Source organism: Aliarcobacter faecis (assembly GCF_013201705.1).
Lineage (GTDB): Bacteria > Campylobacterota > Campylobacteria > Campylobacterales > Arcobacteraceae > Aliarcobacter > Aliarcobacter faecis.
This window is the reverse complement of record NZ_CP053838.1, coordinates 1-22,358: the sequence shown is the minus strand read 5'-3', so window position 1 is coordinate 22,358 and position 22,358 is coordinate 1. Positions and strand designations below refer to the sequence as shown.

Annotated in this window: 22 protein-coding genes and 1 pseudogene; 13 read left to right on the top strand and 10 right to left on the bottom strand. The window is 25.5% G+C overall.

From position 1 onward, the window contains the following. Nucleotides 1-93: 93 nt before the first annotated feature. The gene (locus tag AFAEC_RS11620) at nt 94-879 is read left to right on the top strand and encodes a DUF2971 domain-containing protein (RefSeq protein WP_026806303.1); all 786 of its coding nucleotides are present in this window, start codon (nt 94-96) and stop codon (nt 877-879) included. Between the two features lie 397 nt (nt 880-1,276). Continuing rightward, nucleotides 1,277-1,666: a hypothetical protein gene (locus AFAEC_RS11615; RefSeq protein ID WP_026806302.1), complete on the top strand. Its 390-nt coding sequence runs from the start codon at nt 1,277-1,279 to the stop codon at nt 1,664-1,666. 146 nt (nt 1,667-1,812) lie between these two features. Here AFAEC_RS11615 and AFAEC_RS12470 read toward each other — a convergent pair whose 3' ends face one another. The 3 genes from AFAEC_RS12470 to AFAEC_RS11605 all read right to left on the bottom strand — a co-directional run bounded on the left by AFAEC_RS12470 (nt 1,813) and on the right by AFAEC_RS11605 (nt 6,107). Then, the gene (locus AFAEC_RS12470) at nt 1,813-2,115 is read right to left on the bottom strand and encodes a tyrosine-type recombinase/integrase (RefSeq protein WP_371317635.1); all 303 of its coding nucleotides are present in this window, start codon (nt 2,113-2,115) and stop codon (nt 1,813-1,815) included. Next, the gene (locus AFAEC_RS12250; protein WP_051489035.1) at nt 2,061-2,855 is read right to left on the bottom strand and encodes a hypothetical protein; all 795 of its coding nucleotides are present in this window, start codon (nt 2,853-2,855) and stop codon (nt 2,061-2,063) included. The genes AFAEC_RS12470 and AFAEC_RS12250 overlap by 55 nt, the downstream gene beginning before the upstream one ends. 195 nt (nt 2,856-3,050) lie before the next feature. Further along, entirely contained in the window at nt 3,051-6,107 is a 3,057-nt protein-coding gene (locus AFAEC_RS11605) for a Tn3 family transposase (RefSeq protein WP_051489034.1), read from the bottom strand. Between the two features lie 156 nt (nt 6,108-6,263). Here AFAEC_RS11605 and AFAEC_RS11600 point away from each other — a divergent pair, with 156 nt between their 5' ends. The 3 genes from AFAEC_RS11600 to AFAEC_RS11590 are packed head-to-tail and all read left to right on the top strand — an operon-like array spanning nt 6,264 to nt 8,641. Further along, complete coding sequence (locus tag AFAEC_RS11600) at nt 6,264-7,205, top strand: metal ABC transporter solute-binding protein, Zn/Mn family (RefSeq protein ID WP_026806301.1); 942 nt, start codon at nt 6,264-6,266, stop codon at nt 7,203-7,205. 3 nt (nt 7,206-7,208) lie between these two features. Next, nucleotides 7,209-7,841, top strand: a complete 633-nt coding sequence (locus AFAEC_RS11595; protein WP_034216634.1) for a metal ABC transporter ATP-binding protein — start codon at nt 7,209-7,211, stop codon at nt 7,839-7,841. Continuing rightward, nucleotides 7,841-8,641, top strand: coding sequence for a metal ABC transporter permease (locus AFAEC_RS11590; protein WP_051489033.1), 801 nt, complete (start codon nt 7,841-7,843; stop codon nt 8,639-8,641). Before AFAEC_RS11595 ends, AFAEC_RS11590 begins: the two co-directional genes overlap by 1 nt. 33 nt (nt 8,642-8,674) lie before the next feature. Here AFAEC_RS11590 and AFAEC_RS11585 read toward each other — a convergent pair whose 3' ends face one another. The 3 genes from AFAEC_RS11585 to pyrC are packed head-to-tail and all read right to left on the bottom strand — an operon-like array spanning nt 8,675 to nt 10,653. Next, entirely contained in the window at nt 8,675-9,061 is a 387-nt protein-coding gene (locus tag AFAEC_RS11585; RefSeq protein WP_026806299.1) for a nuclear transport factor 2 family protein, read from the bottom strand. A gap of 30 nt (nt 9,062-9,091) precedes the next feature. Next, on the bottom strand, nt 9,092-9,643 hold the full coding sequence (locus AFAEC_RS11580) for a 6-pyruvoyl trahydropterin synthase family protein (protein WP_026806298.1): 552 nt from the start codon (nt 9,641-9,643) through the stop codon (nt 9,092-9,094). Then, complete coding sequence (gene pyrC / locus AFAEC_RS11575; protein ID WP_026806297.1) at nt 9,640-10,653, bottom strand: dihydroorotase; 1,014 nt, start codon at nt 10,651-10,653, stop codon at nt 9,640-9,642. Before pyrC ends, AFAEC_RS11580 begins: the two co-directional genes overlap by 4 nt. A gap of 131 nt (nt 10,654-10,784) precedes the next feature. Between pyrC and ribA the strand changes: the two genes are divergently transcribed. From ribA to AFAEC_RS11555, 4 genes are read left to right on the top strand one after another with little or no spacing between them, the layout of a single operon-like run. Further along, nucleotides 10,785-11,687 carry a GTP cyclohydrolase II gene (gene ribA, locus AFAEC_RS12465; protein ID WP_081754533.1) on the top strand — a complete coding sequence of 301 codons (903 nt, stop codon included), beginning with the start codon at nt 10,785-10,787 and terminating at the stop codon, nt 11,685-11,687. Nucleotides 11,688-11,701: 14 nt separating this feature from the next. Beyond that, nucleotides 11,702-11,959, top strand: coding sequence for a DUF2116 family Zn-ribbon domain-containing protein (locus AFAEC_RS11565; protein WP_026806295.1), 258 nt, complete (start codon nt 11,702-11,704; stop codon nt 11,957-11,959). 59 nt (nt 11,960-12,018) lie between these two features. Beyond that, nucleotides 12,019-12,237 (top strand): hypothetical protein, encoded by a 219-nt coding sequence (locus AFAEC_RS11560; RefSeq protein ID WP_172658667.1) that lies wholly within the window; start codon nt 12,019-12,021, stop codon nt 12,235-12,237. A gap of 20 nt (nt 12,238-12,257) precedes the next feature. After that, nucleotides 12,258-12,923 carry a DUF1826 domain-containing protein gene (locus AFAEC_RS11555; RefSeq protein ID WP_081754532.1) on the top strand — a complete coding sequence of 222 codons (666 nt, stop codon included), beginning with the start codon at nt 12,258-12,260 and terminating at the stop codon, nt 12,921-12,923. Nucleotides 12,924-13,297: 374 nt separating this feature from the next. Here AFAEC_RS11555 and AFAEC_RS11550 read toward each other — a convergent pair whose 3' ends face one another. Further along, nucleotides 13,298-13,909, bottom strand: a complete 612-nt coding sequence (locus AFAEC_RS11550) for a recombinase family protein (RefSeq protein ID WP_026806292.1) — start codon at nt 13,907-13,909, stop codon at nt 13,298-13,300. A 661-nt stretch (nt 13,910-14,570) separates the two neighbouring features. Beyond that, nucleotides 14,571-16,163, bottom strand: coding sequence for a hypothetical protein (locus AFAEC_RS11540; protein ID WP_026806291.1), 1,593 nt, complete (start codon nt 16,161-16,163; stop codon nt 14,571-14,573). 81 nt (nt 16,164-16,244) lie between these two features. Between AFAEC_RS11540 and AFAEC_RS12330 the strand changes: the two genes are divergently transcribed. Together AFAEC_RS12330 and AFAEC_RS11535 are read left to right on the top strand one after the other, a co-directional pair. Continuing rightward, nucleotides 16,245-16,373, top strand: a complete 129-nt coding sequence (locus AFAEC_RS12330) for a hypothetical protein (RefSeq protein ID WP_257119354.1) — start codon at nt 16,245-16,247, stop codon at nt 16,371-16,373. Between the two features lies 1 nt (nt 16,374). Further along, the gene (locus tag AFAEC_RS11535) at nt 16,375-17,121 is read left to right on the top strand and encodes a tRNA(His) guanylyltransferase Thg1 family protein (RefSeq protein WP_026806290.1); all 747 of its coding nucleotides are present in this window, start codon (nt 16,375-16,377) and stop codon (nt 17,119-17,121) included. A 137-nt stretch (nt 17,122-17,258) separates the two neighbouring features. Here the strand turns inward: AFAEC_RS11535 and AFAEC_RS11530 are convergent. Then, nucleotides 17,259-17,606 (bottom strand): annotated as a pseudogene (locus tag AFAEC_RS11530) (alpha-amylase/4-alpha-glucanotransferase domain-containing protein); the annotation flags it as partial. A 388-nt stretch (nt 17,607-17,994) separates the two neighbouring features. Here AFAEC_RS11530 and AFAEC_RS11525 point away from each other — a divergent pair. Both AFAEC_RS11525 and AFAEC_RS11520 read left to right on the top strand, forming a co-directional pair. Continuing rightward, nucleotides 17,995-19,203 carry a tyrosine-type recombinase/integrase gene (locus tag AFAEC_RS11525; RefSeq protein ID WP_162148369.1) on the top strand — a complete coding sequence of 403 codons (1,209 nt, stop codon included), beginning with the start codon at nt 17,995-17,997 and terminating at the stop codon, nt 19,201-19,203. Nucleotides 19,204-19,411: 208 nt separating this feature from the next. Next, complete coding sequence (locus AFAEC_RS11520; RefSeq protein WP_051489031.1) at nt 19,412-20,518, top strand: IS1380 family transposase; 1,107 nt, start codon at nt 19,412-19,414, stop codon at nt 20,516-20,518. Between the two features lie 307 nt (nt 20,519-20,825). On the opposite strand, the gene AFAEC_RS12190 is transcribed toward AFAEC_RS11520, so the two are convergent. Beyond that, complete coding sequence (locus tag AFAEC_RS12190; RefSeq protein WP_026806288.1) at nt 20,826-22,358, bottom strand: hypothetical protein; 1,533 nt, start codon at nt 22,356-22,358, stop codon at nt 20,826-20,828.

The window sequence follows — 22,358 nt, the reverse complement described above, 5'->3', positions numbered from 1 at the left end:
GCTAAGTATCATTTAGAGATAATAAATAGAAGTTAGCGAAGAGCTTGAAATCCCTTGTTTTTCAGTTCGGTCTTAGACTAAAAGGATAAAATATTGAATTCCATTTATAAATATACAACTTACCGTTCTGATTTTTTTGATAATTTTTATTTAAAATTATCTTGTTTTGGTGAATTTAATGATCCCTTTGAGATGGTTATGGGTAATTATTTAACATCTATACCAGAAGAAGAAGTTGAGGAAATAATATCATGTTCAAATAATTTACAAGATGGTGCTTCTTATATTGATGCCTATTTTGATGCTCAATGTGGTGTTAGAGCAAGTACAGGTGTTGTTTGTTTTACAACAAAATATGATAATTTATTAATGTGGGCTCATTATGCTAATAATCATTCTGGAATATGTATTGAGTTTGATTCAAGTGCAAATCATTTTAATGGAAAATTTAAAGATGATTATTACGAGGATATTGGTATTTTAAAAAAGGTAAGTTATCAGCTAGAACGACCTTCTTATATTGAACCACAAGAACTTGAGAATAATACCAGTTCTTGGTTTGTAAAATCTCCTGAATGGGAATATGAAGAGGAACAACGTATATTAATTTCACTAGATATGGCTAAATATGATAGTGATAAATCAATGTATTTCTTTGAGCTAGAACCTAGTATTATTAAATCTATTATATTAGGTTGTCAAATGGAGAAGTCTGAAAAAGATGAAATCTTTAATAAATGTCAAAAATTTGGTATAAGTGTTAAAGAATCATTTATTCATTCGCATCAGTTTAAATTAGATATTATTGATTATCATCCCAAAAATCACAATAAATATTTTAATGAACTTAATCTTAATAGAATAACTAAATGGAAATAATATATGTTGAATAACTATCATAATTAATGATAAAGAAATAAAAAACTTATATGTTTTAAATAGACTTGAAAGTCTAACAAATCCTTGGAAGAAGAACAAGTGAAAACTGCTGATAAATCAAGCTTATAAGTTTCGATTAGATAAAATTAAAAGACTAAAGTGTCAAGTCGTTAGTTCACTTGTCCTTCAAGTCAACCGTTAATGCAAAAAAGGAATTACAATCGAAAGTTCTTATAAAACAATTAGAAATGGAGCAATTGCATCAACCATTGCTGGCATCATCATTTTAGTTATTCCAAAATTACGTGAGTATGCAATTATCTTTTTTTCATGGATATGGTCTGGCTTAGTTTGGTGTTGGAAAGCTCTCTTTGTTTCATATAGCCTACCGGGATGGGTGTTGTTAATTATTTCTTTATTTACATTATTTGCGATAGTGGTCATTTTTTTAATAATCAAAGAAAAAAAAAGTCCCGAATTCAAAGCATATACAGAAGATCTTTTATTCGGTGCAAAATGGCGATGGCATTGGGCAGGAAATACTATAACTAAACTTTGGTGTTATTGCCCAAGTTGTGATGCTACCTTAGTTTATGATGACAGCTCTTGCCGTAGTATATATGCTAATGTCAAGAAAACGGATTTTATTTGTGAAAACTGTAATTCACAAGTTGTTTCGAGTGTAACAGGTGGAAATAAAAGTTATGCTATTGGTGCGGCAGAACGCGAGATTGATAGACGAATCAGAACATGTGAATACAAAGAAGTATTAACAAATCAGTGCTGAGCGAGTTCTTCTAGTTTTAGAACACTAAGCACTTATATTAGTATTTCTTGTTCCATAAAGTGTTCAAAAAGTAAAAAATGCAAAGTTCCATAAACCTTTAGGGGTTATGGAATAAAAAAGTAAGCTTTTAAAATAAAAAGTTGGTTTTACCTAATCAAACACTTCTTCAAATCTTCATGAGTAGGTCTAATATACCTCATAGTAATTTTTATATCACTATGACCTATAAACTCTTTAATGAATTTAGGATTAATTGATTTTGACATATCAGTAATAATTCCTGCTCTAAAAGAGTGAAAAGAATATCTATTTCCTAGAACTTCTTGTATAAAACTATTTACCTTTGCAATAAATGTTGAACTATTTGGAGTTTTTAATGGATTACCTTTTGTTGTTATAATAAAATCTTCATCTTTTGAATTATCATTAAATACAAAATGTTTTTTAATTTGTTTGATTGCTTCTTTTGAGAAAAAGAGTTTTCTCTCTTTTCTAGTTTTATAGATATATAATTTTCTAATTCTTTATAAGTTTCAAGCGATACTAAAACTTCACCTTGCTTTCCACCTTTTTCTTTAGTATGAACGATTCCTTTTTTAGTTTTTGTAACTTTATCAATCTTTTTTCCTCTAAGTTGTTCGGGTTTTATTAAAGCAACTCCCTCTACTCTAGCTCCACCTTCAAGTTGAATTTTAGCTGCAAGTTTGTTCATAGGATTTTTTAAATTTGAAATTAAAAGTTCTGGATTATTATATGCACGATTATGATAATTACTGGCTACAAGTTTTAAATCTCTTGCTTCATTTAAAATAGTTTGCCTAATTGAAAAATCATAATATTTTTCTATCTTGTGAATGTTTTTTGCAAAATTTTTTAATGCAATTTCTAACTTACCAAGTGCTGCTGAGATTTTTTCTAAGTACTGTTTACTTGGATAGTATTCAATCTTATAATCCATATAGGCTTGAACATGTTCTGAACTAATTTTTTCAAAATCTCTTACCTTCCAATGTTCTAAAAGATAGTTAAAAAAGTTGTTCCAAATAGAGCGATAACTCTCCATGGTTTTATAGCTTGAAACCATTTGATAATGCTCGTGGCTTGTATTTATCTTATCTTCTTTTTTTGCTCCTTCTTTAAATATTTGTTTTACTAGTTGTGAGCTTTGGTAGTAAACACTTCCTCTCATTTCTTTCTCCTTTGTATGAAATTTTTTTTATTTAGTGATGATAGATTAAGCTCCTATCTTAAGCAATTTTTTGTTAAGTCAATCTGCTTTTTTTTAAATTGGGTATAGACCTACAAAGGGATTTTTTTTCCAACAATATTTAAAAATAGCTTAATATAATAAGTAAATCTCTATAAAATGGCTCTTCTATCTCTTTTAAGCATCTTCAACTTTAATAATTTTCTCTAAATTAAATTCAAATTCTCTTTTATTTGTTTCTATTCCTGTAAAATCATATTCACCATAAAAATTAATATGTTGCCAATGAACAATAGAACCATTTTGAATTGATTGAATTATTAATGATTTTTCATTTTCATCAGTTTCTTTTGCTAATTTATCAGAGAAATATAGATAATTCCAACAAATAATAGCATTTTGAATTAGTCTTAGGGAATTACTTGCTATATCTTGTTCTTCTTTTGTAGCATACATGTATTCTCCATTATTTCCAAAAAATATTGCTTTTGAAAATTTATTTGCATTTTCTATTTTATTTAATTGTTTTTCAATTTGTTGGCGAAGAGTAACATCATCAATATATTCAAGTAAAAATTTTGTTTTTATTATTCTTCCAAACTCTCTTAAAGCTAAATATGTTTTATGTTGTTTTGGATAGGAAGTAAGCCTTTTAAGAAGTTGTGATGCTGTTGTTTCTCTTTCTTTTATTGTAAGAACAAATCTTAAAATATTTTCCCATTGTTCTTCTATTAGTTCTATATTGATTTGTTTTATTGGTAAAACTTTATATCCTAATTTGTGATACTCTTTTTTTGCTTCAAATGCATATAGTTGTTGTTCTTTAAAATTTTTAATTCTTGGTGCAAAAGAGAAACCTAAAAGATGTGTCAGTGCAAATACAACTTCACTATACCCAAAAGTGTCTGTTGAATGAATATCGCTTTGAATAATATCATTATGCATTAATCCATCAATTACATAAGCAGCTTCTCTTTCATTTGCATTAATTACTGTTGAATAAAAAAGTCTATGTGATTCATCAATAAACATATATCTACTTACTCCTCTTCCTAATCCAAAATATTTAAATGAATATCCTGCATTTAAAGAATCTACTGAAATATTAAATTTTTGACCATCACTTGCTGTATGATTTTTATCTTTATCTTTTTTAAAAAGTTTTACAATATCTAACTGTTCTGTAAAAGCTATAATTTTATCATTTGCTTCAATTAAATTTTCATTTGATAAATACCAATTACTTGCATGTTCAATATCGTGTTCTGAAATACCTTTTGAAATCTTTGCCATTCTTGAAATATTGATATTACAACCATAACCAATAATAGATGCAAATAATGCTTCTATTTTTATGTTACTTCTATTTCTTCCTAAAGAGTAATGTGTAAATACTTTTGTAAAACTAATATAGCTATTAATCTCTTCCAAAATTGATATTAATGGAATAAATTTATCTTTTGGAAGCCATTTTGTTAATGGGTCTAATGATATATCTTTTTCAACTTTTGGTGTAGTTATTGTAAAACTATTTTCACCTTTTAAATGAAAATATAGATTTAATTCTTTTGAAATCTTTTCATTAACATCTTTAAAAGATGAATTTAGTTGCTCTTTTAAATAAGTAATAGTTTTTTTGCAATTAGTAAAATGTAAAAGATTGTATTGTTCCAATAAATCCATTTTTTCTTTTTTGAATTTATTAATATCCAATAAATAAGATTCAAATGCTCTATATCTATAAGAATTTAGAAGGTTTAATTTTCCTGATTTTATCGCTTGTGAAATTTCAATAAAAAAGAGTATTTTATATAATGAATTTCTAAAATATTTTGTATTGTTTTCATCTTTTTGAAATAGTAAACTTTGAATATTTTTCTCTAAAAAATCTTTTGGTGTTGTTGAAGTTAATTTACCATTGTTATTTTTATAATGCTCTATTGCTTTTATAAAAGATTTTTGTGAATTGTTTGTATCAAAATCAACATTTTGGATAATTTTAGCTATTCTTATTTGTAGTTTAGAAGAATTATTCTCTAGCATATCATAATAAGAAGTTTCTTCATTTAATGAGTTAAAATCAATAGATTTTATTTTTTGAAATTCTTCATTTTTTGTTAATTCTTCAATTATATTTTCTATAAATAAAATTTTATCATCACTTGAGAAATCATTTTTAATAATTGATTCTAAATTTAATATATTTGGAATAATTTCTGTTTGTAAAAATTGTGTTAAGTCCTTAAAATTCTTTGTTCTACTATGTTTTTGGTCATAATATATAGTTTGATGTTCTCTTAATGTGGTTTGTTTTATTGATTGCATCACTTGTACAAAAATATCAATCAAATAGTCACTTCTTATTTTTACTTGATGTATCACAAAACATATCAAATCAAAATATTGTTTATGCTTCACTTTTCTACTAATTTGATGCATATCAGATTTTTCAACCCATTTTGCATAATGAATAATAGTGTTATCATCTAATGAGAGTTCTTTTAAAATAGGTTCAAGTTGTTTTGATAAATCATTTAAATATCTAAAATCAATATTAGATTGTCTAACTTTAGCAGCATTTACAGAGTGTAAAATTCTTTTATATTTACCAAGAACATATTTGGTCGGATTTGTAATATCTTCTTTTAAAAGATAATCAAGACTTTTTAAAGCTTCATGGTTTTCATATTTTTTGATTTTCTTATAAACTAAGGTATTTTGTGCATTTATTGAGGATGAAATGATAGTTGTTATTTGAGTATAGCTAGGAACTTCAATTCTTAATTCCATTGATTTTTCTACTAATAAATAAAAAATATCTTGTGTTTTTAACAGCTTTTTTACCAATAAATCTGATTCTTTCTGAAGAATTTCATATATATTTGAAGTAAATTTAACACAAGAAAAATGTTTTTTTATTGTATTTTTATATGTAGCTAATGAACTGTGAGCAATAACAGATGAATATAAATTGTCATCAAATTTATATTTAGAAATTGTATATTTTATATCTTCACCATAGTATAAATTTGAATCAAAAAATCGATGTGTTATTTTAAAATACCCAAACATCAATATAAAATGAATTTGATTGCTAGTGTTATTAAAAGAAAAAACTTGTTGTTCTAATTCTATTGGTAGTTTAAAAATTTCATTTTTTAACTCTTGATTAAGAATTGGAGGTTCTTCAAACTCTTTTTTTTGGATAGATGTTAAAATCTTTATAAGTGGCATTATGAACCTTTAAATTATGAAAAATTGTATAAATTAGAATATAAATATCTGTATTTTATAAGCTTTAAAATAAATTTGCAACTAAGTCGCAATTTAATTAAATTAATGTATTATTTCATAGTGCAACTAAGTTGCATTAATATTAAAGGATTATAAATGATTAAAAAAACTCTAGTTTCAGCATTTTTATTAGCTAGCACAACTGCTTTTTCAAATATGACAGTTACAACTACAATCTACCCACTATATAGTATTGCAAAAGAGATTGGTGGAGATAAAATTAAATTGCAAAACTTAATACCTTTTGGTGTTGAAGCACATGGATTTGATCCAACACCAGCTGATATGGCAAAACTTTCAAAAAGTGATATATTTATTACAAGTAGTGATTCTATGGAACCTTGGAAAGATAAAATTGTAAAATCATTAAAGATTGAACAAAAAGTTTTTGATATGAGTGAACATGTAAAACTTAGAACTCTTCAAGAAGATAATGATAAACATCATGAAGATGAAGAAGATGAAAAAGATAAAAAAGGAAATAAGCATGAACATGAACACGAGCATGATGGAATGGATCCACATTATTGGGTTAGTCTAAATAACTATATTTTAATGACTGAAACAATCACAAAACTTTTTATAGAAAAAGATAGTACAAACAAAGATTTTTATATACAAAATTCAAATAATTATCTTACAAAAGTTAAGGCATTAAAAGAGAAATATGATTTAAGTATGGCTACTTGTACAAACAAAAAAATATTAGTAAACCATGATGCTTTTGGTTATTTTGCAGATGATTATGGTGTAAAACAATATAGTATTTCAGGTATGTCACCTGAGGATAAACCATCTGCAAAACAAATAAGTGAACTAATAAATCTAGTTAAAAATGAAAAAATAAACACTGTATTTTTTGAAGAGTTTGCAAGCCCGAAGGTTGCACAAACAATTGCAAAAGCAGCAAATGTAAAAATAGATACATTAAGACCTGGTGAAAATATCTCAAAAGAAGAGAATAAAAGAGGTTATGGTTACCTTCAAATAATGGAAGAAAATTTAGAAAAATTAAAATTTGCAATGGATTGTAAATAACAAATGAATAAAAAAATCATAGAAGTTTGTAATCTAAACTTTGAAAATGTTTTAACAAACATTTCATTGGAAATTTATGAAGGCAATTTCATCGCAATTATTGGTCCAAATGGAGGTGGAAAAAGTACTTTTATAAAATTACTTTTAAACATACTAAAACCAACTAGTGGACAAATCAAATTTTATGAAGATATAAAAAGTAAAATTGGTTATGTTCCACAAAATGCCACAACAGTAGATGGAGTTTTTCCCGCGACTGTTGAAGAGATAATAAAAACTGCTTTTGTAAATAAAACATTTTTTTTTAAAAGAATTTCCCATGAAGAAAACAATTACCTAAATTTTTTAATGAAAAGTTTTGAAATTTTGGATTTAAAATCAAAACTTTTTGTAGAACTTTCAGGGGGACAAAAGCAGAGGGTTTTAATTGTAAGAGCTTTGGTAAACAAACCAAAAATTCTAATTCTTGATGAGCCTGATATTGGACTTGATAATATTTCTCAAACAAAATTTATTGAAAATATTAATAAAATTAATAAAGAAAATAAAACAACTATTATATTTATAACCCATCATTTAGGAATGATAGAAAAATATATCACCAGAACATTTTATATAAATGGAGTTTTAAAATAATGGAAATTTTTCAATATGAATTTATGATTAATGCTTTTATTGCAGGTGTTTTAATAGCTATTTTGACATCAACTCTTAGTTTATTTGTTGTTGTAAAAAGATATGCAATGTTATCAGATGCCCTTGCACATATATCTTTATTAGGTGTTGCAATTGGTTTTTTATTTCAAGTTTCAACTATACTTACTGCTATTATAATTTCTATAATTGCCTCTATTATGATTGAGTATCTTCGAAGTTATAAAAAATTGTATTCAGATTCTATGTTATCAATATTTTTATCTTCAGCCTTGGCAATGTCAGTAATAATCGTCTCTTTATCAAATTCATTTAATAGCTCTTTATTTGATTATCTGTTTGGCTCAATAGTTGCTGTTACAAGTGAAGATATTTTTATCATTAGTTTATTTTTTATATTAACTATTTTATTTATGCTTGTTTATTATCAAAAACTTCTTTTAATATCTTTTAATGAAGAGTTAGCAATTTCAAGTGGTATAAATGTAAGATTGATAAATCTATTATTTACAGCATTAATTGGGACTTTAGTTGCAATTTCTATTAAAATAATTGGTGCTTTACTTATTGGAGCAATTATGATTATTCCTGTTGTAAGTGCCATTTGTTTAAGACAAGGATTTAGAATAACTTGGATTTTATCAACACTTTTTGCAATTATTGGAGTAGTAATAGGTTTAGTTTTCTCTTTTTATGTTTCAATTCCTAGTGGTGCAACGATAGTTATAGTTTTACTTTTAATTTTCTTATTGACTTTAATTTTTTCTAAAAGAAGTAGATGATTTTTCTACTTCTTATTTTTTAATAAATATCAACTATAACATTCTAGGAATTTGTGATGAATGATGATGTAAAATTGGATTTGGTTTTGAAAGGTCAATTAGATAACTAAATCTAGCTTCAAAATTTAGTAATTCTCCATCCACTGCAAAACGCCAATTATAAATACCACTTAATGAAAAAATTTGATTTCCTAATTCTTGGGTTATTAATGTTTTTTCATGAAGTGCAATACTAAGATCTTCACGATTTCCAAGTTTTTCAAAATAATTCCTTAATTTTTCTGGAGTATTTAACAATCTATTTGAAAATGTTGGAATCAACACCGCTTGATTATCATATAAACTAAGTAGTTTTTCAACATCACCTTCATTTACTTCTTGCATCCATTGTTCTAATATATCTTTTGGGTTTTTTATCATTATTTTTTCCTTTATTATTTTAAATAAAAATTATTTTTCTATAGATAATATTTTTAGTAATTCGTCTTTATTTTTCCATTCGTTAATAACTTCATCTGAAAAGACAACTTTTCTTATATCTAATTCTATTAAATCCATATCTTCTCTAAAAGCTTCTGCATAGCCTGTTTTTGTTTCATGTACTCGTACAGATGTTACTTGAATATTTCCTTCTCCATTAGAAAATATTGTATTTTTTAAGATATGATCAATAAATTTCAGAAACATTAAACTATATGCTTCTGCACTTGGTGATACTGGCATTTCTATCCAACGCTGTGAATTTGTTTTGAAAAACTCCTTAAATTCATTTGATTCTTCTACCCATAAAGAGTAAGCATGATCAAATGAATCTATAATATTTTTAATATGTTTTTTTGTCAATCCAAAATCTAAAATCATAAATCCATTATCTAATTTATTAGAAGTGAAAAAAACTTCAACTTTATATGAATGTCCATGAATTGATGTTTTACATCTTTTTGTTGAACAGTTTCTTACTATGTGTGCGCCTTCAAATTTAAACTTCTTTCTTATAATCACTCAAGACTCCAAAGTAAAGTTTCACCCGCAAACATTGGAACAACTTCTTCATTTTTAAAAGAGTAAACATTAGGAACTATAAAATCTTTTTTAATTAATGTAATAGGTTTATTAATAGGTTTAAGATTATAAATCCTTTGTGCATTTAAACTTACAAATGTATTTAAGTTGTCTAATTTCCCATTTTTTTCAAATAATTCAGTTAATAGTTGTAAAACAATTGGAGAGTTAAATACTCCAGCTGCTCCATGATGACACTCTTTATTTTCTTTTTGATGTGGAGCGGAATCTGAACCAAACATAATTTTAGGATGAGCTTCTAATACAATTTTTTGTAAAGCATCTCTATCTTCATATCTTTTAACAATTGGTTTGCAAAAATTATGGGGATTTAACATTCCACCTGCCACATCATCAAGGGTTAAAAGTAAATGATGAATAGTAACTGTTGCATATAAATTATCATATTTGTCAAGTAAAGTAATAGCCTCTTTTGTTGAAATATGCTCCATAATTATTTTAAGATTTGGAAAATTTATAGCTAAAGATTCATAAATAGGTAAAAATTCTTTTTCCCTATCCATTACAAAACCTTTTGTTTCCCCATGAACACATAAAGGAATACCTAATTTACTCATTGATTCAAGAGTTGGTCTTAAAACTTCAACATCCATTGAAGATACACCAGTTTGGGAATTTGTTGTAACTCCAAAAGGATAAAGTTTTACAGCAATTATCTCATCTTTTATATCTTTTAAAAATGAGTATGAATAATCCACTTGAAAAAATATTGTTACATAAGGAGTAAAAATATCTTCTTTACAAGCCTCTTTTATTCTTTGTTTGTAAGATAATAAAGCCTCTTTTGTAGTAATTGGAGGAAGAAGATTTGGCATAATAAGTGCACCTACAAAACTTTTTGAAGTTAAGGGTGCTACAAGTTTTAACATATCATCATCTCTTAAATGAAGATGCATATCTAAAGCAGAGTTAATAATAAATTCTTCCATACTAAATTTTCCTTTTTTATTTGAGGCATTGTAACTAAAGAGTTTTTAAATGCAACTAAGTTGCATTTAATTCTTCTTTGCTAAGATTCCAAAAATACAATTAAATTATAAAAAATAAAAAAGAGTAAATTATGAATATTGATTTTAAAAAATCCAATGGATTAGTTCCAGTTATTGTCCAAGAGAATGGAACAAATGAGATATTAATGTTAGGTTATATGAACAAAGAGGCTTTTAATTTAACTATTGAAACAAAAATTGTTCACTATTTCTCAAGAAGTAAAAACAGAATCTGGAAAAAAGGTGAAGAGAGTGGTCATATTCAAAAATTAATTGATTTAAGAGTTGATTGTGATGAAGATACACTTTTAGTAATTGTAGAACAAGTTGGCAACACAGCTTGTCATACAGGTGCTAAATCTTGTTTTTATAGATCATATTTACAAAAAGAAAATCAAAGAACAATTGTTTCTTCTAATGTAGCAAATCTTCCTTCAAAATATGGAAAGTTTTTAATAAAAGCTTATAAAGATGGTTGCCAAGAACACCTTGCAATTATGAGTAAAGACTTTAAAGATATTGAAGCACCACTTGTTAGAGTTCATAGTGAATGTTTAACAGGAGATACTATTGGAAGTTTAAAATGTGATTGTAACAACCAGTTAAATTTAGCTTTAGAACTTATTTCTAAAGAAGGTGGATTAATTATTTATCATAGACAAGAGGGAAGAAATATAGGTTTAGTAAATAAAGTCAATGCTTATAATCTTCAAGACCAAGGGTTTAATACTGTTGAGGCAAACTTAAAACTAGGATTTAAAGAAGATGAAAGAGATTATAGTGCAGTTGCTTATATATTAGATGACTTAGGCATAACAAAAATGAGATTAATTACCAATAATCCTAAAAAAATTAGTTTTTTTGAAAAATGTGGTATTGAAATAGTTGAAAGAATACCAGCAATTACAAAAACAAATAAGTTTAATGAAAACTATTTAAAAACAAAAAAAGAAGAACTAGGACATCTATTTTAAATAAAGGAAAAATAATGTCAAATTGTCCTTACTGTGGAAAAAAAATCCCTATGAGTAAAGCTTTTTGTTCTAAAAGTTGTAAAGAAAACTATTTTCAAATGGTTGCAATACAAATTCCTCAACCATTTTTAAAAAGAATATTTATATTTTGTACTTTGGAACAAAGAGAGATAGAGATTGAGAATTTTGCCAAAAGACATAATTGGAATCAGGAACTTGTTAAAAAGAAAATTGAGGAAGAATCAATTAAATTTGGCTATGAAAATAACTAAAAATAAGGAAATAAGTGAAAAATATAAAAGTAGAATTAGAAAGTATAATATTTAATGTGATGCTACCAGAATCGCAAGCTTTTTTAGATGAATTAAATGAAGAGATTAAGAATGGAAATGAAGAAAAAGAGATTATTGAAGCTAAGAAAGATGTTGTGTCTTTTATTGAGGAATTAAGTCAAATTTTAAAACTCATTGAAGAAAAGAAACTATCAAATAAAGATGCAAAAGATATGTATAAAAAAATTAGTAATATGATTGATGAACATGAACATTAATACTATTAAAGGAGAAAATAATGATGAATGAAAAGAATCTCAATCTTGCTGGTGAATGGGGTCAAGCGGAAAATATGTCCCGACATATGGCTCAGGATAAGCAGCCAACAGTTTTGAGCGATATCTATAAGGCAGAGATCAATATAGCCATTTGGCGACGTCAGAAACAATTTTTGGTAAAAGAATTTTTAGCATTGAATCCTACATTCCAAAAGGAAATGATCTTAACACCACAAGATGCACTTTCGCGTATTAGCGAATCTTTTGATAACAATATGACCGAAGTTAGCGAAGATATAGCTCTGCTTGTGGAGATGTTTTGTTATTTGTTTGAACTTAAACAAGCAGGTATGCGTTTGAAAGTTTTAGATAAAGCGATGTGCCCCAAGTTTCATGTGGATAAAGTGCCTTGCCGTCTTGTGACAACCTATCAAGGTATGGCTACAGAATGGCTACCTCATGAGCTGGTTGATCAAACAAAACTGGGATGGGGTTGTAACGGCTTGCCTGACAGTGAATCTGGTCTTTACCAAAGGAAAAGGGATATCCAACAACTGGATTGTGGCGATGTTGCATTAATCAAAGGTACGCTTTGGGAAGGTAATGAAAATGCAGGCTTAGTCCACCGTTCACCAGGATTAATAGCCAATGAAAAGCGTTTGATATTAACTTTAGATTTTATGTAGCTAAATGTTGTGGCTTGTCTTATGAAGCTAACAATCATATCCTATGCATTCAGACAGTAATGTGAGACGTTAAGTTCACAATCTCCTAGATTTTGGAGCAAAATTAGAAAATCTCACATTTTGGCTTTATAACCTTTATTTAGAGATATAATTTGTTCCAAAAAATGTTCATGAAGTAGAATTTATAGATCCTTGATATTATTTTATCAGATTGACACGGAATTTCTAACAGTCCCGATTTTTTCTAATATTATCAATATTTATTTTATTTGAAATAGCACCTATAAAACTCTAATGAAATTATTTTACATATTTTTCTTGTAAAAATTTGACAAATAATTTTAAATATAACTTAATTTATAGGGTTCTTAAAACTATTTTTCAAGCACCCTTTTTGCATAATCTCTTAATTCTCCAGTTGGAGAAATATATTTGTATAAAGTTGCTCTTGTGATTTTTAACTCTTTACAAAGTTCAGTAACACTTGTATCTCTATTTTTCATACTAGCTTCGGCAAGTCTTACTTGTGCTTTTGTAAGATTAAATTTTCTTCCACCCATTCTTCCTCTTGCACGAGCTGCAGTAATTCCTGCTATTGTTCTTTCTCGAATAAGTTCTCTTTCAAATTCAGCTAATGCACCAAATATAGAAAATATCATTTTACCAGCTGGTGTTGTAGTATCTATATTTACACCTTGCCCACTTAATACTTTAAATCCTACTTTTCTTTTTGTTAAATCTTCAACAGTTTGAATAAGATGTTTCAAATTTCTTCCAAGCCTATCAAGTTTATATACAACTAAAATATCATCTAGTCTTAAAGCTTTTAGACAATTTTCTAATCCAGGTCTTTCATCTTTACTTCCAGAAATTTTATCACTATAAATATTTTCTTCTTTTACTCCAGCATTTACTAGTGCATCAATTTGTAAATCTAAAACTTGTGAATTATCTGATTTTGAAACTCTTGCATATCCTATTAACATTTTAGAAATTCCTTTTTGAAAAATATGTATATTAAATGAATGTTTAATTTACATTATAAAAACCATAATGAATTCTATCGTAAAAATGTAAATTAACTAATATATTATTCAAAGCATATTAAATATATTATTGAATTTGAATAAATTACACTAAAAAGAAGTTTTATATACTCATTCAAATTCTTACAAAAGAATAAAGAGAAAAAAAGTTGATGATTTTACATTAGTATTAGCTTTAAGCAATTTTTAAATATTGTTGGAAAAAAAATCCCTTTGTAGGTCTACACCCTTTTATGAGTAACTATAATTAGTTCTTCTTTTTCATAGATTGTATTTATATCTTTAATTTTTAATTGTTTTACTTCATTAACTCTCATACCTGTAAAATATAGTAGAATAAAAGTTCGCCTTAGATTGTTTTTAGTGTTAGTTGTTAAATCCTCTTTCTCATTTAAATAGGTTAATAGCTTTTGGTACTCAACTTCTGTAATATTTTCTCTAATTTTAGTGAATTTTTTCTTTTCATAATGTTACCTCATAATTTATCTTTTATAAGGTTATTTTAGGTGCTTTAAAATCACAAATGACTTACATAAGGACTTTAAAGCTGATGAACTAACCTAAATTATATGTTTAATATAAATCAAACATAGTTCTTGATTTAAGAAAATTTATTAGAAAAATAATCATCAAATTCTATTGACAATCTTTCAAAATTTCTTTTATCTTCATAAATATCAACCATTTTTCCATTTATTCCATATGAAGGAATTTTCAATCTTCCAAAAAATAAACTATCATATTTAATTGCTATTCTTTTAAAAAAGTTATAGTTTGTTTTGCTGTTAAGCTTTGCAGATAATAAAATACCTATCAATACAGCTTCTTTAAAATGTTCACCTAATTTTCCAATTCCTAAATTAACACATTTTTTACAATATTCTAATCCTTTTTCTAAATTATTGTCAAAAATGTAGAATTTTGTTTTTAAAAAACAAATATATGGATTAGAATCATTTTTATTAAATTCAATTTCTAGTTTTTTAAATATTTCATCACATTTTATTTTATCATTGTAATCTTTTTCTTTCTTATTATCTAAATGTATAAAAAAAATCTCAGCTTGAAAATTTATACTTTCATTTTTAATATATATATTTAATTCTTTTTTTCTAGAAGCCATTGCTTCAAATAAATTAACATATTCATTTTGAGTTTTTGTTTTATTAAAATACAATACTGGAAAATTTATTTCAATATATTTCATACATTCTAATTCCGGTAATAAATAAAACAAACCATTTTTATTGAATACTTTTTTAATTAATTTATAAAGAGTAAAATATTCCCTAGTTACTGCTTTGTCAATCCATACAAAATAATCATCAAAATAGTGGTTTCTATTTATTAAATTCGGATTTATATGATTTAATAGTTCATTATAAATTCTATATTCAGTTTTTTCAATATCATTAGTTGCTAATTTAAATTGATAAAATTTTAATAAAAGATAATAGTGCTCTATAAGTAGCTCAATTTGATTTTCATCAAATAAATCTTCTAATTTTTTATGAATTTCTTGAAACAATTTTGCAAAAAGTGCTAGATTATATAAATTAAGATGAGGAGCCTTATTACAATCATTTAAATATTTAACCAATCTATTAAAATGTTCATTTTTTGGAGTAGTTTGATTTTCTAAACTGAACCAATTAGTTATACTTCTTCCTATATCAGTAATATTATTTGTATTATCTCCTTTGTAGTATTCTTCTGTATATTTATTTATTAAATAGTGTTTTATATTTTGCTGACAAATATTTCTTCCTGCCCAATCCAAAAACTTTTGAAAGGACTTTTTATTTTTATCAGGTTTTATTTGCTCTAATATTATAAGATGCTTATCAAATACATATGAACTAAATAAAGCAAAAAAAGGAATAATCATATCTTTTGCTAATAAAAAATTTAATTGTTTTTGAGAAGTATTATGTACCTCCATATATAGAGTAAAACATTTATAAACTTCAATAAAATTTTCTAATACATTTCCAAAATGTACTTTTCCATCATCACTAAGTTCTATGGACTTTAATATATATTTAATCAAATCATCAAAAGCAATTTTATCTTTATCAACATCTTGATTACCATTTTTTATATATCTTTGAATAGGTTTTCTATCTAATTTTATGTCTAATGTTTTTAAATACCAATCAAAGATTTCTTCAATACTTATAATTTTACTATACATAAAAAGTTGTCCAGTTCATTTCCTAGAATAATTCTTTATATTGTGACACAATTTCAATAAATTAATTAAAAAGGAGACAATATGGCTAATAATCATAAGGCTAACCAAAGCAATTCAAATAAAGGTACAAATGGAGTAAATAAAACATATTCTAAAAATCAAGGTAACAGAGGTAAACAATTAAACCCAAATGCTAAAGGAGGAAAATAAAATGTTATTGCAAAATGAATTAACAGAATTAGACACTTATTTTAAAGATATAGAAAATAAATCATTATCTATTGTACAAGTTCCTGAAAATAAATATTTATGTATTAGAATAGATGGATTTAAGGCTACTAGGAATTTTTTAAAAGATATATTAGTAAATGAAGAATTCAATAATAATTTAAATAGTTCATATAAGAAATTTTTTCAATCTTTTAAAAAATACTTTGGAAAAGATAAACAGTCTTCAATTATTTGTAGTTTTATTGTAAATGATGAAGTTTCAATAATATTAAATAAAAATCTTGATAATGATGGCAATAGAGTTATGAAAGTATCCACTTTAATATCTAGCTTCTTTGGAAGTCATATGACACAAAGCTATGAAGATAAAAATATATTTTTTGATGCAAGACCACTTATTCTTGAAGAAAATGAAATCTCACAATATATAAGGTATAGATTTTTAATATCTAAAAGATATGCTTATTGGAAAGTACTTAGGTTGAATAAATATCATAATGTATATGAAGATGAAATAAAGAAAAATATAGATAATTCAATTCAAGCAGTAGAAGAAATAAATAAAAATGAAGATGTTGATAAAATACTTAGTACATTTAAGTTTTTAGTTACAGATGCAAAAGAAGACCCTAAATTTAGTGAAAATCCAAAAAAAAATAAAAAATACTTATTAAATGATATTCATACAATAATAATGAATTATTTGAATTATTCTAATAAAACATAATTCTATATTATAAAGATAACCGTTGGTTTAAGTATAAAAATATAAGGGGGGGGGGAGAATAAGAGTTTAAAAAGAATAAGTTTTTATACTTGTTAAGTGGATTGCTGTGGAATGACCCCAAGCTAGTAGACACTTTTTTATTCAGTTAACACCTTGGGTTGAGTAACACTATCATTGTATCTTTTCTCAAATTCATTTGGACTTATAAAATCTAAAAAACTATGTCTTCTTTTTGAGTTATAAAACATTTCTATATATTCAAATATTTTATCTCTAGCTTCTGCTCTTGTATGAAATATAGTTTTTCTAACTAACTCTTTTTTTAATGTCTTAAAAAAACTCTCTGCTACTGCATTATCATAACAATTACCTCTACGGCTCATACTTGGGATAATATTATGATACTTTAAAAATGTTTGGTATTCATAAGAGCTATATTGGCTACCTTGATCTGAATGAAGAATTACTTTATGATTTTTAATTCTATGAGTTGTTTTTTTCAAAGTTTACTAATTACATAAAAGATAAAAAAGTTTTTTTATATCCAATAAGAAAAATACTATAGCAAGTAAAAATATAAGTTAAATTTCTAAATACGGAAAATAACGCTCTCTAAAACGCACGATAAGTTTGAAGTAATACAATTTATCATCTAAAAACGTTTTTAGAGCATATAAATATTAACTAATCTAGCAAAAAAACATCATTTTAAGTTAAATTAAAGTTTTATAGAAAAGTCCTATTTATGCTACTTTTGGGCATTTTATTAAATACGGAAAATGATATATTTTCCGTATCTTAAAATTAAGTTTTTTCAAGGTAAAATAGCAAATAAATTTACAACAATAAACTTAAATGGAAAGAAAACATGAAATGGCAAAAAAGAATCAATATGAATTAATTGAAAATTCAGTTATAGATGATGGAGCTTTTTTACTTGAACCTTATGATGACTGGAAAGAAAATATAGCTTTTTGGATTGCACAGTACTTAAGTCAAAAATGTGATGAACAATCAAGAAGATTTGTAACTGAAGACAATATACCAAAGATAACTAGTATCAAAGAAGCTATACTTAATAGCAAAGATATTGAAGCAATAGGAAAATATGTAAATGAGCTAGGGGTTTTAAAATTTAAAGCTATCAAACAGTATTATAATAATATATATCCATTTTATCACTATATGCTTGAGAGAAAAGCTTACTCAATTAAAAATATAACAACTACACTATTAGCAAATTATTTTTCTAATACAGAAGAAAAACAAAAAAAAGATTTAGCTGCAGGAAAAATTATAAAAGTTGATATACCAAAAAATATTAAGAATATTTGGGAATTAAGTTATGCTAGTAAAGTGAACAGATTAACTGTATTACTAAATTTTATAAAATTTATAGAGAACTCAAATATAGATAAAGAATCAGAAAATGAAGTATTCTTATTTGATATAGAAAGAAGTAAAATTTCAAAAAGTATTCAAAAAGAAAAAAGAGTTTTATCTGTATTAACTCCAAAAGATGGTTTTCAGAAATTCTTTAATGCAATAGAGCTTGTACAATATAAAGATGAAGTAAGAGAGAGGAATATATTAATGTTAAAATTATTGATGTATCTTGGTATCAGAGTATCTGAATTAGTATATTTAAAAAAAGATGATATAACTATTGATAAAAATATTGTTAAGTTCAATATTATTGGTAAAGGGAATAAACAAAGATTACTGTATGTCACTTATAGTCATATAAAAAAACACATGATTAAATATGAAAAGATTAGAACTGAATCACCAGATGGATTTTACTTTACAACTAATAAAGGGAAACAAGTAAATGATAGATATATAAATACTATAGTTCACAATACTTTAGTAGCTGCTCAAATAGAAGTAACAAAAAAATCAAGTGTTCATATGCTAAGACACAGTGTTGCAAGTTATCTAAAGCATACACTCAAAATGGATAATGCATCCATCTCAAAATGGTTAGGACATGAAGATATTAGAACTACAATGATATATCTTCATTATACAGAACAAGAAATTATTGATATGGCTAAATCATTTAAAAAGATTGGAAACTAATTAATTTTTATATTATTCAAAGGTGGATGCCTCAAATTAAAATACACCATTATGACACATTAAAAAATAAGATTGAATACAAAATTAAAAAAACTGTAAATTGTTACTAATAAGATAAATTAAACCTGGATTATGCAATAGGAAAATTTCAATCTAAACAAACATACTATAAAATCTAAGTTCAAACATTATTTCAAAGGATCACCAAATGGGTCAACTAAAAATAGAATATTCAGATAAAAAAATAACTCCATTTGGTGGTATGAAATTGCTCAAAGATTTTATGGATAAAACAAGAGTGATTGATGATCTACAAAGTGTGAATCTACCTCAAGGTTATTCAAATGCAGCTTATAATCCAGTAGATATAGTTCAAGGATTCTGGTTAGCTATATTTACAGGAGCAAGTAGATATATTCATGCAGATTGGATTAGATATGATACAACTTTACAATCAATATTTGATATCAAGAGATTACCGTCACAATCAACCTACAGTAGATTTTTTCATAAATTTGATATGGAGAAAAATAGTGAAATATTTCCACAGTTACAGCAAAAATTTCTTTCTCAAATAGATGTGGGCTCAATCACTATTGATTTGGATTCAACAGTTATCACAAGATACGGAGATCAAGAAGGCGCTTCAAAAGGATATAATCCAAAGAAACCAGGGAGGAATTCCCATCACCCTTTAATAGCATTTATATCACAAACAAAGATGGTGGCTAATGCATGGATGCGTAGTGGTAATACAAGTGATCTGAATAACTACTCCAACTTCCTTGATGAAACATTTGATGTGTGTTTAAAAGATCATAAAGTTGGATTAGTAAGAGCTGATAGTGGATTTTACTCTCAAAAGTTTTTAGAATACTTTGAGAATAGAAATCTAAACTATATAGTAGCAGTAAAGTTCTATGAAAATATCAAATATACTATTGGTTCAGTTACTAAGTGGGTGAGTATCACCAAAGGAATTGAAGTTGCAAGTTTACGATTCAAACCAGACAATGGGAAGGAGAGACGATACATCATAGTTCGTAAACTTATCAGTGAATATCCTAAATCAGGTGGTAAACTTTTATTTGATGAACCTACGTACAGATATAGTGCATTTGTTACAAATATTGAATTACCAGTAGATCAAATATACAATATCTACAACACAAGAGCAGATTGTGAGAATAGGATTAAAGAGTTGAAGTATGATTTTGGTGCTGACAACTTCTGCTTGAAAGATTTCTATGCTACGGAAGCCTCTTTTAGATTTATTATAATGGCATATAACATTATGGCACTATTCAAACACTAAGTGCTCAATTCAAATATGATGCTTTCTACCTTAAGATCCTACTGCTTTGCATTAGGATCTTGGATTACAGAACATGCTAATATAAAGACGCTAAAAATATCACTTCCTCAAAAAAGACGAGCTTGGATGGATGGTTTGTTTGAAAATGTGAAACAATCCCAACTGCCTAAGCTAAATTATTTGTAAAATAAGTAATGAATATTTAAAATATAAAATAAAACAAGAAAACGAATAAGTAAAAATATCCATTTGTAAATCTTTCAATGAGAAATTTACTGTATGGTCATTTCGTCCCTATCTAATAAATCTATATGTATCGTTCAATATTTTTAGAATTTATTAGTTTAGTCTTTAGAATATTTTTGTGATTATCCAGGAGTTTTTTATTATTTGAAATTTCAAGTATTAAATTATTGACTTGATCTTTTAATATAACGTTGTTATCAATACAAAGTTGAAGTATTTCTTTTTCATATTTTATTGTTAGCTTCTTATCTATTGCAAGATTTAATATTTTTTTTTCATAATTATAATATTCTTGGTGTTCATTATTGAATAATTTCCTTTTTAATATACTATTTACTATCTGATAAGCTTTATTGTAATCTAAATTTTTGGCATAATATATAAATAACTCATTATAGATTGTTTTTTTATTTTCTTGTTTTATTTTCTCTTCTTTAAATGAGTCTATATATTTAATAATTTCATTATTGATTTTGAAATTAGATTGATTGGCAGCTTTTAAATAATTAGTAAATATATTAAATGAATATTCTTCTAAATTTTTTATTTTATTTTCTTTAGCTTGAATCAAAAGTTTTATACATTTTTCTAATTGTATTTTTTCTCTTTTTGGTTCATTTATAGATAATGCATTTGCGAATGTTAAATTTATTATTATTTTCGTATAAATTGATATAGAAGTATGAAAATCTGACTCAAGTATGTTAATTGATTTTTCAGCATATTCTAAAGCCTTATTTCCATTTTTTCTTAAAAAATAATTTGATGATAGGCCATTAAAAATATATAAAAGATAACATGTGACAAAAGGATAGTCTTTTTTTATTTTTTCTATTATATTTAAAGAATCTTGTAAATATAATAAAGATTTATCTTTATCTATTGTATTTAGATTAATTCCTAAAGAAATTTGTGTATGCATATAGTCAACTGCATAGTTTGATATGTTATTTTCTTTAAACCATATCTCAGCTTTTAAATTGTCTTCTATATATTCTTTATCAAGACCAATCATATTAGGCTCAATACTTTTATGTATTTTATGTATAATTTTAATATACTCATCATGTAATTGATTGATTTCAAGATTGTATTCTTTTATAACTTCTAATCCTATTGCTGTTTCTTTATCCAGCATATTAGGATAAATTATGTCTTTTTTATAATCTTTTATATAAGGATTAATTTCCCTAGAAAGTAATAAAATATAATAAATTGTAAATTGTATATAATTTATTACACCATCCTTATCATGAATATATTTATTATGAATAATTTCATTTTTCATAACATTATTTGCAATAATTATTCCATTTTCATTAATTTCAAAATGTATAACAGCATGTGTAATAATATTTCGTAGTTTATTTAATTCTATAAAATATATATTTTCTCTTAGATTATACTTATCAGTCAATATCTTAATTTTAATACAAAATGATTCAAATAGCATTCTTTTTAAATTGTTAGATTTAGCAGTTTTAACCAGATGAATAATTTTAATTAAATCAAATACTACATTTTTAATATAATTATTTTCAATATTATGACTAGTGTCTAATAAATTATTAATAAGTGAAATTAGATGTTTCAT

Excerpts from the sequence above, each read along its gene's own strand:
- AFAEC_RS12250 (WP_051489035.1), bottom strand. The coding sequence starts at position 2,855 with ATGAGAGGAAGTGTTTACTACCAAAGCTCACAACTAGTAAAACAAATA.
- AFAEC_RS11605 (WP_051489034.1), bottom strand. The coding sequence starts at position 6,107 with ATGCCACTTATAAAGATTTTAACATCTATCCAAAAAAAAGAGTTTGAA.
- AFAEC_RS11600 (WP_026806301.1), top strand. The coding sequence starts at position 6,264 with ATGATTAAAAAAACTCTAGTTTCAGCATTTTTATTAGCTAGCACAACT.
- AFAEC_RS11595 (WP_034216634.1), top strand. The coding sequence starts at position 7,209 with ATGAATAAAAAAATCATAGAAGTTTGTAATCTAAACTTTGAAAATGTT.
- AFAEC_RS11590 (WP_051489033.1), top strand. The coding sequence starts at position 7,841 with ATGGAAATTTTTCAATATGAATTTATGATTAATGCTTTTATTGCAGGT.
- AFAEC_RS11585 (WP_026806299.1), bottom strand. The coding sequence starts at position 9,061 with ATGATAAAAAACCCAAAAGATATATTAGAACAATGGATGCAAGAAGTA.
- pyrC (WP_026806297.1), bottom strand. The coding sequence starts at position 10,653 with ATGGAAGAATTTATTATTAACTCTGCTTTAGATATGCATCTTCATTTA.
- ribA (WP_081754533.1), top strand. The coding sequence starts at position 10,785 with ATGAATATTGATTTTAAAAAATCCAATGGATTAGTTCCAGTTATTGTC.
- AFAEC_RS11565 (WP_026806295.1), top strand. The coding sequence starts at position 11,702 with ATGTCAAATTGTCCTTACTGTGGAAAAAAAATCCCTATGAGTAAAGCT.
- AFAEC_RS11560 (WP_172658667.1), top strand. The coding sequence starts at position 12,019 with ATGCTACCAGAATCGCAAGCTTTTTTAGATGAATTAAATGAAGAGATT.
- AFAEC_RS11555 (WP_081754532.1), top strand. The coding sequence starts at position 12,258 with ATGATGAATGAAAAGAATCTCAATCTTGCTGGTGAATGGGGTCAAGCG.
- AFAEC_RS11550 (WP_026806292.1), bottom strand. The coding sequence starts at position 13,909 with ATGTTAATAGGATATGCAAGAGTTTCAAAATCAGATAATTCACAAGTT.
- AFAEC_RS11540 (WP_026806291.1), bottom strand. The coding sequence starts at position 16,163 with ATGTATAGTAAAATTATAAGTATTGAAGAAATCTTTGATTGGTATTTA.
- AFAEC_RS12330 (WP_257119354.1), top strand. The coding sequence starts at position 16,245 with ATGGCTAATAATCATAAGGCTAACCAAAGCAATTCAAATAAAGGTACA.
- AFAEC_RS11535 (WP_026806290.1), top strand. The coding sequence starts at position 16,375 with ATGTTATTGCAAAATGAATTAACAGAATTAGACACTTATTTTAAAGAT.
- AFAEC_RS11525 (WP_162148369.1), top strand. The coding sequence starts at position 17,995 with ATGGCAAAAAAGAATCAATATGAATTAATTGAAAATTCAGTTATAGAT.
- AFAEC_RS11520 (WP_051489031.1), top strand. The coding sequence starts at position 19,412 with ATGGGTCAACTAAAAATAGAATATTCAGATAAAAAAATAACTCCATTT.
- AFAEC_RS12190 (WP_026806288.1), bottom strand. The coding sequence starts at position 22,358 with ATGAAACATCTAATTTCACTTATTAATAATTTATTAGACACTAGTCAT.